Annotated in this window: 13 protein-coding genes and 1 tRNA gene; 4 read left to right on the top strand and 10 right to left on the bottom strand. The window is 65.7% G+C overall.

Features of this window, described 5'->3' with window-relative positions; genetic code table 11:
* Positions 1–9: 9 nt before the first annotated feature.
* The 7 genes from ispC to rpsB form a co-directional block, all read right to left on the bottom strand.
* Positions 10–1,197, bottom strand: a complete 1,188-nt coding sequence (ispC, locus tag ACGLHS_RS14020) for a 1-deoxy-D-xylulose-5-phosphate reductoisomerase (RefSeq protein WP_394480511.1) — start codon at positions 1,195–1,197, stop codon at positions 10–12.
* Complete coding sequence (locus tag ACGLHS_RS14015) at positions 1,194–2,039, bottom strand: phosphatidate cytidylyltransferase (RefSeq protein WP_093241166.1); 846 nt, start codon at positions 2,037–2,039, stop codon at positions 1,194–1,196. Before ACGLHS_RS14015 ends, ispC begins: the two co-directional genes overlap by 4 nt.
* A gap of 23 nt (positions 2,040–2,062) precedes the next feature.
* Positions 2,063–2,782: a polyprenyl diphosphate synthase gene (uppS, locus tag ACGLHS_RS14010; RefSeq protein WP_394480508.1), complete on the bottom strand. Its 720-nt coding sequence runs from the start codon at positions 2,780–2,782 to the stop codon at positions 2,063–2,065.
* An 8-nt stretch (positions 2,783–2,790) separates the two neighbouring features.
* Positions 2,791–3,351 (bottom strand): ribosome recycling factor, encoded by a 561-nt coding sequence (frr, locus tag ACGLHS_RS14005; RefSeq protein ID WP_093241170.1) that lies wholly within the window; start codon positions 3,349–3,351, stop codon positions 2,791–2,793.
* Between the two features lie 11 nt (positions 3,352–3,362).
* On the bottom strand, positions 3,363–4,085 hold the full coding sequence (pyrH, locus tag ACGLHS_RS14000) for a UMP kinase (protein WP_394480505.1): 723 nt from the start codon (positions 4,083–4,085) through the stop codon (positions 3,363–3,365).
* A gap of 96 nt (positions 4,086–4,181) precedes the next feature.
* A complete protein-coding gene (gene tsf / locus ACGLHS_RS13995; RefSeq protein WP_093241175.1) occupies positions 4,182–5,105 on the bottom strand; it encodes a translation elongation factor Ts in 924 nt (307 codons plus the stop codon).
* 81 nt (positions 5,106–5,186) lie between these two features.
* Entirely contained in the window at positions 5,187–5,939 is a 753-nt protein-coding gene (gene rpsB, locus ACGLHS_RS13990) for a 30S ribosomal protein S2 (protein WP_093241177.1), read from the bottom strand.
* Between the two features lie 208 nt (positions 5,940–6,147).
* Between rpsB and ACGLHS_RS13985 the strand changes: the two genes are divergently transcribed.
* Both ACGLHS_RS13985 and ACGLHS_RS13980 read left to right on the top strand, forming a co-directional pair.
* The gene (locus tag ACGLHS_RS13985) at positions 6,148–7,473 is read left to right on the top strand and encodes an amidase (protein ID WP_394480502.1); all 1,326 of its coding nucleotides are present in this window, start codon (positions 6,148–6,150) and stop codon (positions 7,471–7,473) included.
* Positions 7,474–7,526: 53 nt separating this feature from the next.
* On the top strand, positions 7,527–8,780 hold the full coding sequence (locus ACGLHS_RS13980) for a D-amino acid dehydrogenase (RefSeq protein WP_394480500.1): 1,254 nt from the start codon (positions 7,527–7,529) through the stop codon (positions 8,778–8,780).
* Here ACGLHS_RS13980 and ACGLHS_RS13975 read toward each other — a convergent pair.
* The gene (locus ACGLHS_RS13975) at positions 8,770–9,210 is read right to left on the bottom strand and encodes a hypothetical protein (RefSeq protein ID WP_394480498.1); all 441 of its coding nucleotides are present in this window, start codon (positions 9,208–9,210) and stop codon (positions 8,770–8,772) included. The two genes, ACGLHS_RS13980 and ACGLHS_RS13975, sit on opposite strands and share 11 nt — an antisense overlap.
* A gap of 60 nt (positions 9,211–9,270) precedes the next feature.
* Here ACGLHS_RS13975 and ACGLHS_RS13970 point away from each other — a divergent pair, with 60 nt between their 5' ends.
* Positions 9,271–10,740, top strand: coding sequence for an NAD(P)H-hydrate dehydratase (locus ACGLHS_RS13970; RefSeq protein WP_394480496.1), 1,470 nt, complete (start codon positions 9,271–9,273; stop codon positions 10,738–10,740).
* A gap of 5 nt (positions 10,741–10,745) precedes the next feature.
* Here ACGLHS_RS13970 and ACGLHS_RS13965 read toward each other — a convergent pair whose 3' ends face one another.
* Positions 10,746–11,510, bottom strand: coding sequence for an SDR family oxidoreductase (locus ACGLHS_RS13965; RefSeq protein ID WP_093241193.1), 765 nt, complete (start codon positions 11,508–11,510; stop codon positions 10,746–10,748).
* A 63-nt stretch (positions 11,511–11,573) separates the two neighbouring features.
* Positions 11,574–13,841 (bottom strand): ribonuclease R, encoded by a 2,268-nt coding sequence (gene rnr, locus ACGLHS_RS13960; RefSeq protein WP_371126672.1) that lies wholly within the window; start codon positions 13,839–13,841, stop codon positions 11,574–11,576.
* A gap of 81 nt (positions 13,842–13,922) precedes the next feature.
* Here rnr and ACGLHS_RS13955 point away from each other — a divergent pair.
* Positions 13,923–14,007: transfer RNA gene (locus ACGLHS_RS13955), tRNA-Leu, on the top strand.
* The last annotated feature ends 32 nt before the right edge of the window (positions 14,008–14,039 follow it).

Raw genomic sequence — 14,039 nt, 5'->3', positions numbered from 1 at the left:
GGAGGTCAGTCAGGCTGCGAAACGCAGTGCCGCGGCATTGGCCGCGGCGCGGGCGCTGGCATCGAGCGCCAGCAGGTCGGCCAGCGATGCCAGCTTGGAGGGGGAGACCGTCTCCAAAGTTTCCATGTTCACCGCATGAATGCGATCGAAACGCAGGCGCCGGTCCAGGAAAGCCTCGACAGCGACCTCGTTGGCGGCGTTCAGGACGGCAGTCGTGCCCGGTGCGGCACGCAACGCATGCCATGCCAAGCCCAGCCCGGGAAAGAGTGCAGCGTCGGGCGCATCGAAGCTCAGGGACGCCATCTGGCGGAAATCGAGACGTGCCGCACCGCTCTCGATGCGCTCGGGCCAGGCCAGGCCCACCGCGATCGGCACCCGCATGTCGGGGGTGCCGAGCTGGGCAATGACCGAGGCGTCGGTGAACTGCACCATCGAATGCACCACGCTCTGCGGATGAATGACGACTTCGATCTGTTCAGGGGCGACGCCAAACAGGTGTCGCGCCTCGATCACTTCGAGCGCCTTGTTCATCATCGTGGCCGAGTCGACCGAGATCTTGCGCCCCATGACCCAGTTCGGATGCGCGCAGGCCTGCTCGGGCGTGACCGTTCCCAAGGTTTCGGGTGCACGCGTGCGAAACGGCCCACCCGAGGCAGTCAGGATGATCTTGTCGATGCGTCGCGACCATGTGGAAGAGTCTTCAGGCAACGACTGGAAGATGGCCGAATGCTCGCTGTCGATGGGCAGCAGCGTGGCACCGCCCTCGCGGACCGTGCGCATGAAAAGTTCGCCACCGACAACCAGGGCCTCCTTGTTCGCCAGCAGCAGCCGCTTGCCTGCCCGCGCCGCTGCCAGACAAGGGCCCAGCCCTGCCGCACCGACGATGGCGGCCATGACGGCATCGACCTCCTCATGGGAAGCTATCTTTTCAATAGCATCAACGTCAGTCAAAACGCGCGTCTTCAGCCCGTTTTGCTTGATTTTTTCGGCCAGAAGCGCGGCATGCGGCGCGCTCGCCATCACGGCAAAGCGCGGCGAGAACTGCGCGCACTGGGCCAGCAGTTCGTCTACCTTCGTGGCGGCGGACAGCGCAAACACCTCGAAACGCTCGGGGTGCCGCGCAATGACGTCGAGCGTGCTGACACCGACCGAACCGGTCGAACCGAGCACCGTCACGCGTTGTTTGGGAGTATTCACAGGAAGGCCAGCATCATGGCAATGGGGAGCGCCGGCAAGAGAGCATCCACCCGGTCGAGCACGCCGCCGTGGCCGGGCAACAGGCGACTGCTGTCCTTTGCGCCAGCGCTGCGCTTGATCAGGGATTCGACGAGGTCGCCTACGACACTCATCGCAGCGAGAAAAATGGCACCGAGCAGCAGCAGCCACCAGCCGCGTTCGTTCAGGCGGGTGTAGAGGCTGGCAACCGTCGCACCGGCGGCCTTGTCGGCCCAGACCCAGGCAAACGCCAGCACCACCACGCCGATCATGCCGCCCCACACGCCTTCCCAGCTCTTGCCCGGGCTGATCGCGGGCGCCAGCTTGGCGCGCGTGAACTTGAGGCCGAACGCACGGCCGGCGAAATAGGCGAACACGTCGGCCACCCACACCAGCACCAGGATCGACAGCAGGAAATTGATGCCGACCATGCGCGCCTGCACGGCAGCAAGCCATGCGACCCACAACGCCAGCAGGCCGCCGACCAGCCGCAGTCCGCGAGGAATGCGCGGCCAACCCGGCGCCGCCACGCGCAGAAGCGCCGCACCGCCCAACACCCAGGCGGCGCTGGCCAGCGTCCACATCAAAACCAAGGGTTGCTCGAGAAGGCCCAGCCACCAAGAGAGCCCGCACAGCAGCACCGTTTCGGCGCCCAGAAACAGCGACACACCCTGGCCATAGCCGTTCAGGCGCCCCCATTCCCACGCCGCCGCGCCGATCAGCACGAGCATCACGCAGGCGAAGGGGATGTGGTTTCGATAGAACAGCGCTGGCAACAGGATCGCGAGCAGCACGATCGCCGTGAGGATGCGTTGTTTGAGCATGCGGGAGGTTGTCAGGCCATCGGTCAGGCCGTCACGGCCGCGACCTGTGCCGAGGTTTGGCCAAAGCGGCGTTCGCGGGCCAGGAATGCGGCGATGGCCTCGTCCAACGCGGCCTCGTCGAATTCAGGCCACAACTTGTCACTGAAGAAAAGCTCGGCATAGGCGCTCTGCCAGAGCAGGAAATTGGACAGCCGCTGTTCGCCGCCGGTGCGGATGAACAGATCGGGGTCGGGCACGTGGGCCAGGGCCATGGCGCGGTCGAGGCTGACTTCGGTGATCGCCTCACCCTGGGCCGCCAGCTTGGCTGCGGCCTGCGCGATGTCCCATCGGCCGCCGTAGTTGAAGCAGACGTTGAGCACCATGCGCGTGTTGTGCGCGGTGGCCGCCTCGGCATCGACCAGGCCCTTCACCATCTTGGGCGACAGGCCGGCACGCTCGCCGACGAAATGCAGCCGCACGCCATCGCTGCTGAGCCGGGGCACCTCGCGGCCGAGCGCGCCGACCATGAGCTCCATCAGGCCCGAAACCTCTTCGACTGGGCGGTTCCAGTTCTCGGACGAGAACGCAAAGACCGTGAGCACACCCACGCCGCGATCGGCGCAGGCCTTGACGCAGCGCCGCAGCGATTCGACACCCTGCTTGTGCCCCGCCACGCGAGGCAGAAATCGCCGCGTCGCCCAACGGCCGTTGCCGTCCATGACGATGGCAACGTGGTGAGGAATGCGCGGCGATGACGAGGCCATGGCAGGCCTCAAACGGCCATGATCTCCGCTTCCTTGGCCGTGACCAGCCGATCGATCTCCGCGATGTGGCGGTCGGTGACCTTCTGGATCTCGGCTTCGGCGCGCTTCTGGTCGTCTTCAGACGCCAGCTTTTCCTTGACCAGCTTCTTGACCGACTCGTTCGCGTCGCGGCGCAGGTTGCGCGTGGCGATCTTGGCGCTTTCGCCTTCGTTGCGGACCAGCTTGGTCATTTCCTTGCGGCGCTCTTCGCTCATCGCGGGCAGCGGCACGCGGATCAGGTCGCCCATCGAGGCCGGGTTGAGGCCCAGGTCGCTTTCGCGAATGGCCTTCTCGATCTTGGCACCCATGCCCTTTTCCCAGGGCTGGACGCTGATGGTGCGCGAATCGAGCACCGACACGTTCGCCACCTGGCTCAGCGGAACCTGCGAGCCGTAGTAGTCGACGTGGATCGAGTCGAGCAGCGCCGAGTTGGCGCGGCCCGTACGGATCTTGGTGAGGTTGTTCTGGAATGCGGCGAGCGACTGGTTCATCTTCGCGTCGGTCGCACTGCGGATGTCTGCAATGGTCATCTCAAAAACTCCTAGGCATGCACCAGCGTGCCTTCGTCCTCGCCCATCACGACGCGCTTGAGCGCACCGTTCTTGAAGATCGAGAACACCTTGATCGGCAGCTTCTGGTCGCGGCACAGCGCAAAGGCCGTGGCGTCCATGATGCCGAGATTTTGCGCGATCGCCTCGTCGAAAGTCAGCGTGGCGTAGCGCGTTGCTTGGGGGCTGGTCTTGGGATCGGCGGTGTAGACGCCGTCGACCTTGGTGGCCTTGAGCACCAGCTCGGCACCGATTTCGGCACCGCGCAGCGCAGCGGCCGTGTCGGTGGTGAAGAACGGGTTGCCGGTGCCGGCCGCGAACACCACGACCTTGCCCTCTTCGAGGTACTGCAGGGCCTTGGGGCGTACATAGGGCTCGACCACCTGCTCGATGGCGATGGCGGACATCACGCGAGCCACCAGCCCCTGCTTGTCCATGGCGTCGGCCAGTGCCAGCGCATTCATCACGGTGGCCAGCATGCCCATGTAGTCGGCCGTTGCACGGTCCATGCCGACGGAACCACCCGCGACACCGCGGAAGATGTTGCCGCCGCCGATGACCACTGCTACCTCGACCCCCATGTTCACCACTTCCGCGATCTCCTCGACCATGCGGACGATGGTGGCGCGGTTGATGCCGAAGGCGTCGTCGCCCATCAATGCCTCTCCCGACAGCTTCAACAAGATTCGCTTGTGGGCTGGGCGGGGATCAGACATGGGCAATTTCCTTGAGTTGGCGGGGGCGAGTGTAAAACGTAGCGGTGAAAAAGCGGCGGCACGCGTTCGCGCACCGCCGCTTATGTGGCTGCTGGATCAGGCAGCAGCCTTGGCGGCAGCGACTTGCGCAGCCACTTCGGCAGCGAAGTCGTCGACCTTCTTCTCGATGCCCTCGCCGACCACGTACAGGGTGAAGCCCTTGATCGAGGTGTTGGCGGCCTTGAGCATCTGCTCGACGGTCTGCTTGTCGTTCTTCACGAACGGCTGGTTGTGCAGCGAGACTTCCTTGAGGTACTTCTGCACGCCGCCTTCGATGCGCTTGGCAACGATGTCGGCCGGCTGCGGCTTCTTGCCTTCGGCTTCGGCCGTCTTGCGGTCTTCTTCCGCTTTGCCGGCTGCAACTGCGCGCTCTTTTTCGATCAGGTCGGCGGGCACGTCGGATGCCTGGATCGCGACCGGCTTCATGGCGGCAATGTGCATTGCCACGTCCTTGGCCGACGTGTCGTCGCCTTCGAACTCGACCATCACGCCGATGCGCGTGCCGTGCAGGTACGAAGCCAGCTTGCCGTTGCCCGTGAAGTGCTTGAAGCGGCGGAAGCTCATGTTCTCGCCGATCTTGCCGATCAGGCCCTTGCGCACGTCTTCGAGCGTGGGGCCGAAACCGTCTTGCTCGTAGGCCAGCGCGCCCAGTGCAGCGATGTCTGCGGGGTTGTTCTTGGCAACCAGCATCGCGGCAGCATTGGCCATGGCCAGGAAGCTGTCGTTCTTGGTGACGAAGTCGGTTTCGCAGTTGATTTCGATCATGCCGCCGGCAGCGCCGTCGACAAAAGCCGTGACCACGCCTTCAGCGGTGATGCGGCCCGATGCCTTGCCAGCCTTGTTGCCGAGCTTGATGCGCAGCAACTCTTCGGCCTTTTCCATGTTGCCGTCGGCCTCGGTCAGGGCCTTCTTGCATTCCATCATGGGCGCGTCGGTCTTCGCGCGCAGTTCGCCGACCATGCTTGCGGTGATTGCAGCCATTTGTGTATCTCCGTAAATCCAAAAATCAGGTTAAAAAAAAGGGGCACCAAAGCCCCTTCTTCAGGCTCGCGGGCGCGCCAATCAGGCCGAAGCGCCTTCTTCGACTTCGACGAATTCGTCGCTGCCTTCGGCGATGGCCTTGACCACGTCACCACCGGCGCTGTTGCGGCCTTCGATGATGGCGTCGGCGATGCCACGGGCGTACAGCGTGACAGCCTTCGACGAGTCGTCGTTGCCGGGGATCACGTAGTCGATGCCTTCGGGCGAGTGGTTGGAGTCCACCACACCGATCAGCGGAATGCCGAGCTTCTTGGCTTCAGCCACGGCGATCTTGTGGAAGCCCACGTCGATCACGAAGATGGCGTCCGGCAGCGCAGCCATGTCCTGGATGCCGCCGATGTCCTTTTCGAGCTTCGCGATTTCGCGCGAGAACGTCAGCTGCTCTTTCTTGCTCAGGCTGTCGAGGCCGGCTTCTTGCTGGGCCTTCATGTCCTTCAGACGCTTGATCGAGGTCTTGACGGTCTTGAAGTTGGTCAGCATGCCGCCGAGCCAGCGGGTGTCGACGAAAGGCACGCCGGCGCGACGGGCTTCAGCCGCCACGATTTCACGAGCCTGGCGCTTCGTACCGACCATCAGGATCGTGCCGCGGTTGGCCGTGAGTTGCTTGGCGTACTTCATCGCATCCTGGAACATCGGGAGCGACTTTTCCAGGTTGATGATGTGGATCTTGTTGCGATGACCGAAGATGTACGGAGCCATCTTGGGGTTCCAGAAGCGGGTTTGGTGACCGAAATGGACACCGGCTTCCAGCATTTCGCGCATGGTGGTAGACATTGAAATTACTCCAAAGGTTGGGTCTAAAATCCAGCCCGTTTTGCGCTCTTTTGAATAGAGTCACAACACCTTGATTGGGCCGGTTTGCGGATGTGTTTGACTGGATGCAACGGGAGCCGTCGCTCGACCAGCGAAACCCAAAGAGTATAGCACGGCCGACACCCTCATTCCTGAACCCGAGCCGTCCACGCGGCAGCAGCAGCCACCCATGAACGACCTTCACGCCACCCGTCTCGCGCTTCTGGCAGGCGGCTCCGATGCACGCACCGAAATAGAGCGCGCCATCGACATCTCCGGGTCCGCGGCCTGCGCCCACGTTTTCACCCGAACCCTGTTCGACGAGGTCCGCCAGGCGGCCGTCGGGGCGGCGCCGGAAAGCAGGCTCGCCGGGCTGGCCTTCACCTCCAAGGACCTGTTCGACGTGGCGGGCCAGCCGACACCCGCCGCCTCGGTGGTGCTGTCCCACGCGCCGGCGGCCAAGGCCGACGCGGTCGCGGTCGCACGGCTGCGCGCCGCGGGCGGCGCGCTGACCGGCCGCACCAACATGAGCGAATTCGCGTTTTCGGGCGTTGGCGTCAACCCGCACTACGGCACGCCCGCCAACGTGAGCGACCCCACCACGCCGCGCATTCCGGGCGGCTCGTCGTCCGGCGCGGCGATCTCGGTCGCCAGCGGCGCGGCGTTCATCGGCCTTGGCTCCGACACGGGCGGCTCGATCCGCATTCCCGCAGCCCTGAACGGCATCGTCGGCTTCAAGAACACGGCGCGCCTGGTTCCGTCCACCGGCGCGCTGCCGCTGTCGACCACGCTCGACACGGTCTGCGCCATGACGCGATCGGTGCGCGACGCCGTCACCGCGCACGAAATCCTGGCCGCGCGGACCGTGACGGCCGGCTCCGCCTCGATCGGCGCCTACAGGCTGGCCGTCGTGAAGAACGTTTTCTTCGACGGCATCGAGCCCACCGTGGCCGCCGCATTCGAGCGTTCGCTGAAAGCGCTGTCCGCCGCAGGCGCCCGCATCGAAGAAATCGAGTTGCCCGAGCTGGCCGACCTGCAGTCCATCAATGCCACCGGCGGCTTCTCGGCCGCCGAATCGCACGCCTGGCACCGGCTGCTGCTCGAGCGCAGCGGCGCCGGCTACGACCCACGGGTAGCCCAGCGCATCCTGCGCGGCGCCAGCATGAAGGCGCACGAGTACATCGACCTGATCCATGCCCGTCGCGACTGGATCGCCCGCATGGAGAAAGCCCTGGCGCCCTTCGACGCCGTGCTGTCGCCCACCGTGCCCATCACCGCCCCCACCATCGCAAGCGTGGCCCCCGGCGCCGAGCGCGACGAAGAATTTTTCCGCGTCAACGCACTGCTGCTGCGCAATCCGTCGATCATCAACATGCTCGACGGCTGCGCCATCTCGCTGCCCTGCCATGCCGCCGGCGAGCTGCCGGTCGGCCTGATGCTGTGGCATGCCGCGCTGCACGACGACGCCGTGCTCGCGATTGCGCTGCAAGCCGAACGCACGCTGCAAAATCAATAGCTGCATACGCCCATTCCGCGGGCGTCAGCTGCCTCTTTTATCTAGAACATTCAATGAAAATCGCGATCGTGGGCGCCGGAATCATCGGCGTCACCACCGCCTGGGAACTGGTTTCCGACGGCCATGAAGTGACCGTGTTCGAGCGCCGTGGCGCCGCCGCAGAAGAAGCCAGCTTCGCCAACGCCGGCGTGGTCGCACCCGGATACGTCACGCCATGGGCCGCGCCCGGCATGCGCGGCAAGGTATTGCGCTCGCTGCTCTCCTCGCATGGCGCGATCAAGCTGCGCTGGCCCCTGAATACGCGCGACATCGGCTGGATATCGCGCTGGCAGAAGGCCTGCAAGCTCGAAACCTACCTGGCCAACCGCGCCCGCATGCAGCGCCTGGCCTTCTACAGCCGCACCCGGCTGCACGAGGTGACCGAAGCGCGCGAACTCAGCTACGAGCGCAGCGACGGCTACCTGGTGCTGCTGCGCTCCAAGCGCGAGAAAAAACTGATCCAGCCCGGCCTGGACGTATTGCGCGCCGCGGGCAGCGTGTTCAAGGAAATCGACGCCGACGAAGCCCGGCTGATCGAGCCCGCCCTCAACCCCGACACGCCGCTGGCCGGCGCCATCCACCTGCCGGAAGACGAAGTCGCGAACTGCCGCCAGTTCGCATTGCTTCTGAAGTGGGAGGCCGAGGCGCTCGGCGCGCAGTTTCACTTCAACTGCGACATCGCACCGCTGAGCCGCGCAGCCCCCACCTCGCTGTCGCTGGCGAGCGGCTCGGACGCCATCCGCTTCGACGCGATCGTCGTGTGCGCCGGCCTTGCTTCGGCCACGCTGCTGCGGCCGCTGGGTTTGCGCATTCCGATGGCGCCGATCTACGGCCATTCCGTCAGCGCCCCCATTCGCGAACCGCTCAACGCGCCGCGCAGCGCTGTGATGGACGAACGCTACAAGGTCGCCATTTCGCGCCTCGGGCAGCGTGTGCGCGTGGCTGGCAGCGCAGAAATCGGCGGCTCGCTCGACACGATGAATCCCGCCGCCGTGCAGACGCTCTACAAGGTGCTGCACGACTGGTTCCCGGGTGCGGCCACGCTGCAATCGGGCGTGCAGCAATGGAAAGGCGCACGGCCGATGCTGCCCGACGGGCCGCCCGTGCTGGGGCCCAGTGGCATCCCGGGCGTATGGCTCAACCTCGGCCACGGCTCGAGCGGCTGGGCGTTGTCGTGCGGCAGTGCCCGCGTGATTGGCGACCTGATCGGCGGGCAGGACCCGGGCGTCGACCTCGAAGGGCTGGGCGTCGAGCGGCTCAGTCTTTAGGGTCCCACCGGCGCAGCATTTCAGGACTGGCCGGCGCTTCGACTGGCAAACCGGCCGGCGGCTCGGGCTCCGCTGGCGGCCTGAACCTTTGGGCCAGCAGCCCCAGCAACGCGGGCGCGATCAGTGCAAAGAATGCCAGGCACAGCGCGTAGCCGCCCAGTACAAACAAGCGCGCCATGCCGGACACACTGTCGATCGGCACCTCGAGCCAGCGCACGACACTGAGGCCGAACCCGACGCCTGCGGCCCAGGCCAGATCCCGCAAGGGCACCCACTGCTTCACGTCGGCCAGCAGAAAAGTGCCCCAAACGACACCCAGCACGCCAAGCGCCCAACCCACGCCGGCCGTCCACGCCAAGGTCGCAACCGCGAAGAAGACAAACCACGCCAGCAGCAGGAGCAGCAGCCAGCCAAGGCCCTTGAATTTCATCGGGCGATGATAGGTGGCGTGGCAGCGCCCATGCACCGGCCCCGGCGGCACAATGGATCGATGCAACGCATCACGTCCGCCACCGTCGCCGATCTGTTCGACATCGCAGCCACGCGGCGCATCGAGCAGGCGACCGCAGCCGCCCTGCCTGCCCATACCTTGATGCAGCGCGCGGGCTTGGCGGTGGCGCGACTCGCCATGGCCATCGCGCCGCATGCGCGCACGATCTGGATCGCCTGCGGGCCGGGCAACAACGGCGGCGACGGGTTCGAGGCGGCCGCGCAGTTGCGGCACCGGGGCTTCTTTCCTGTCGTCACTTTTGCGGGCGATGAAGGCCAACTGCCACCGGATGCCAAGGCCTCGCTGCAGCGTGCCCGCGATGCAGGCGCTTTCTTTGCACCCACGCCTCCCGCCACGTACGAACTGGCCATCGACGCGTTGCTCGGCATCGGTGCATCCAGACCGCCCGAAGGCACGATGGCCGAATGGCTGCGGCAGATGCGGACCACGGCGCAATCGGTGCTGAGTGTCGATGTGCCATCGGGATTGAACGCGGACACCGGCGTTCTTTCAGCCGCAGACGAATCGCTTGCCGCAGAAGCGCAGCCGATCCGCGCCTGCCTCACCTTTCTCACCCTGAAGCCTGGTCTCTTCACGGCACAAGGGCGCGACGCGGCCGGCACCGTCTGGTTCGACGACCTGGGCTGCAACGCCTTCACCGAGCAACCCACCGCGCGCCTTGCCGGCCCGCCAAGAGCGCAGCCGCGCGCACACGCATCGCACAAGGGCAGCTACGGCGACGTGGTGGTGATCGGTGGCGCACCCGGCATGGCGGGCGCCGCGTTGCTCGCAGGCTCGGCGGCGCTGCACGCCGGCGCGGGCCGCGTGTTCGTCGGGCTGCTCGACCCGAGCGCTGTGCCTGTCGACACCTCGCAGCCCGAATTGATGCTGCGCGACGCCCGCACGCTGGACCTGTCCGGCACGACCACCGTCTGCGGCTGCGGCGGAGGAAGCGCAGTGCGCGAATTGCTGCCGCGTGCGCTGGCAACGGCAGCAACCCTGGTGCTCGATGCCGACGCCCTCAATGCCATCGCAACCGACAGCGCGTTGCAAACGCAACTGGCATCGCGCGGGAAGCGCGGGCGCCCCACGGTGATCACGCCGCATCCGCTGGAAGCCGCCCGGCTGCTGGGCTGCACCGCCGCAGATGTCCAGGTAGACAGGCTGGCCGCAGCCCGCAAGCTTGCCTCGCGCTTCGGCATCGTGGCCGTGCTCAAAGGCTCGGGCACCGTGATTGCCGACGCGGGCGATGGGCCCGCCGCCATCAACCTGACCGGCAATGCCCGGCTCGCCACGGCCGGCACCGGCGACGTGCTGGCCGGCATGATCGGCGCCGCACTGGCAGCCCACCAGCCGGCCTTCGAGGCGGCACAAGAAGCCGTCTGGCGGCATGGCCACATCGCCGACACATGGCCCGCCGACGCGCCCCTGCTGACGGCCGGCACACTGGCCCGCCGCACGCCCGCCTGAGGCTTTTAGCCGCGCCCGACGAAGGGCATCTTCGTCGCCATGATGGTGTGGAACAGCACGTTGGCTTCGAGCGGCAGGTTCGCCATGTAGAGCACCGATTGCCCCACGATCTTGACGTCGATCAGCGGCTCGATCGCCAGTTCGCCATTGGCCTGCGGCACGCCCTTGGCCATGCGCGAGGCCAGTTCGGTCATGGCATTGCCCACATCGACCTGCCCCACGGCAATGTCGTACTTGCGGCCGTCGAGCGATGCCGTCTTGGTCAGGCCCTCGACCGCATGCTTGGTCGACGTGTAGGCCGCCGAATTCGGCCGCGGCGTGGTGGCCGAGATGGAGCCGTTGTTGATGATGCGGCCGCCCATCGGTGTTTGCGCCTTCATCGTGCGGAACGCCTGCTGGATGCAGAAGAACATGCCGCTCAGGTTGATGTCGACCACGCCCTTCCACTGCTCGGGCGTCCAGTCTTCGAACGGGCCGGGTGGATTGCCCACGCCGGCGTTGTTGAACAACAGGTCGACGCGGCCGAAGCGCTCCACCGTGGCCGCGAACAGTGCCTGCACCGATTCGGCATTCGCCACGTCGGTAGGCACGGCGAAGGCTCGCGCGCCGGCGCCCGATTCTTCGGCCACCTGCTCCAACGGCTCCAGGCGGCGGCCCGCCAGGGCCACGCTCCAGCCATCGCCCAGCAGCGCCAATGCCGCCGCGCGGCCAATGCCCGAACCTGCGCCCGTCACGATGGCGATGCGGCCCTTGTTGCTCTCAGCACTCATGCTCAATGTCTCCTTCTTGCGTGTCTGTCGCTTGTCTGTCGTTTGTGAGGTGATGCCTGCTGGTCATCCGCGGCGGGGCTTGCGCCCCTTCATCTTGTTGGCGGCCTTCTTGACTGCCGATTTGAAGGCCTGCATGGCCGACTGCGGCCCCGCCGCAGCGGTGACCGCGCCGCGGTCCGATCGCTGCTCGCTGTTTGCCTCGGCCTTGTGGCGCGAACTGCGCTTGGCCGACGCCTTCACCGGCACGCCGGACGATACGGCGCCCTTGTCCTTCATGGCCCGGGTCGTCAGGTCTTCGCCTTCGCGGACCAGCCGGAAGTCGATCTTGCGACCATCCAGGTCAACGCGGCTCACCTGCACCCGCACCCGCGTTCCGATGGCGTAGCGGATGCCGGTGCGCTCGCCGCGCAGCTCCTGGCGCATCTCGTCGAACTTGAAATACTCACCGCCGAGTTCGGTGATGTGCACCAGGCCCTCGACGTACATCGCATCGAGCGTGACGAAGATGCCGAAGGTCGTGGCCGCGGTGACCACACCGCCGTACTCTTCGCCCAGGTGCTCGCGCATGTACTTGCACTTGAGCCAGGCCTCGACGTCGCGGCTGGCTTCGTCGGCGCGGCGCTCGTTGGCGCTGCAATGCAGGCCCGCTGCTTCCCAGGCCAGCACTTCCTTGGTGGGCGCGACCGTCGCCTTCTGCGGCTTGGTCGTGGGCGCCTTCACGCGCGAGGCCAGCCGCTTGGCCAGCTTGGCATGCGCCTCGCCCGGCGTCGGCAGCATCGGCAGCTGATAGCGCGTCTTGGTAAGGATCGCCTTGATCACGCGGTGCACCAGCAAGTCGGGATAGCGCCGAATCGGGCTGGTGAAGTGCGTGTAGGCCTCGTAGGCCAGGCCGAAGTGGCCGCTGTTGATCGGCGTGTAGATCGCCTGCTGCATCGAGCGCAGCAGCATGGTGTGGATCTGCTGCGCGTCGGGCCGCTCCTTCGTGGCTTCGGCAATCGCCTGGAACTCGCCCGGCTTGGGGTCGTCGGTGATGCTCAGGCCCACGCCCATGGCCTTGAGGTAGCCGCGCAGGATTTCTTTCTTCTCGGGCGTCGGACCTTCGTGCACACGGTACAGGCCCGGGTGCTTGCCTTCAGCGATGAAGTCGGCGCTGCAGACGTTGGCCGCGAGCATCGCTTCTTCGATCAGGCGGTGCGCCTCGTTGCGCGTGCGCGGCACGATCTTTTCGATGCGGCCGGCGTCGTCGCAGATGATCTGCGTCTCGGTGGTTTCGAAGTCGACCGCACCGCGCTTGCCGCGCTGCTTGAGCAGGGCCTTGTAGACGTCGGCGAGGTTCAGCAGGTCCTTCACGCGGTCCTTGCGCTTGGCAGCTTCGGGCCCGCGCGTGTTGCCGAGAATCGCGGCCACTTCGGTGTACGTGAAGCGCGCATGGCTGAACATCACGGCCGGATAGAACTGGTAGGCGTAGACCTCGCCATCGGCCGCGACGAGCATGTCGCACACCATGCACAGGCGCTCGACTTCGGGGTTGAGCGAGCACAAACCGTTCGACAGCTTCTCGGGCAGCATCGGAATGACGCGGCGCGGAAAGTAGACGCTGGTGGCGCGGTCGTAGGCGTCGATGTCGATGCCCGAACCGGTCTTCACGTAGGCGCTGACGTCGGCGATGGCCACCAGCAGGCGCCAGCCCTTGCCGCGGCCCACCTTCGCGGGCTCGCAGTACACGGCGTCGTCGAAGTCGCGCGCATCTTCGCCGTCGATGGTGACGAGCGGGATATCGGTCAGGTCGACGCGCCCCTTCTTGTCGGCGGGACGGACCTTCTCGGGAAGCGCCTTGGCCTCGGCCAGGCATTCCGCGGAAAACTCATGCGGCACGCCGTACTTGCGCACGGCGATCTCGATTTCCATACCGGGGTCGTCGATCTCGCCCAGCACTTCTTTCACACGGCCCACGGGCTGACCGAACAGCGCAGGGGGTTCGGTCAGCTGCACAACGACAACCTGCCCCACCTTCGCGGGACCGGTCGCTCCCTTGGGAATCAGGACGTCCTGGCCGTAGCGCTTGTCTTCGGGTGCAACAAGCCAGATGCCGCCTTCGTGCAACAGGCGACCGATGATGGGCTGCTCGGGGCGCTCGACGATCTCGACCACGCGCCCTTCGGGACGACCGCGGCGGTCCTGCCGCACGACGCGTGCCTTGACGCGGTCCTTGTGCAGCACTGCCCGCATCTCATTCGGCGGCAGGTAGATGTCCGCCTCGCCGTCATCGCGCTGCACGAAGCCGTGGCCGTCGCGATGTCCTTGAACAGTGCCTTCGATTTCATCCAGCAAGCCGCTGGAAGTGACATTATTTTTGATATGATCTCCTTCTTTCCTGAAATTCAAAACATACCTGCTTCTGCAGTTATGTGGGCCCAGATGGCGGAATTGGTAGACGCACTAGTTTCAGGTACTAGCGAGTAACATCGTGGAGGTTCGAGTCCTCTTCTGGGCACCAGATTCAAACAGACCCTTACCAGGTCATTCGAT

It is taken from the genome of Variovorax sp. VaC1 (assembly GCF_043658315.1).
Taxonomy (GTDB): Bacteria; Pseudomonadota; Gammaproteobacteria; order Burkholderiales; family Burkholderiaceae_C; genus Variovorax.
This window is presented reverse-complemented; position numbering and strand designations above follow the sequence as displayed.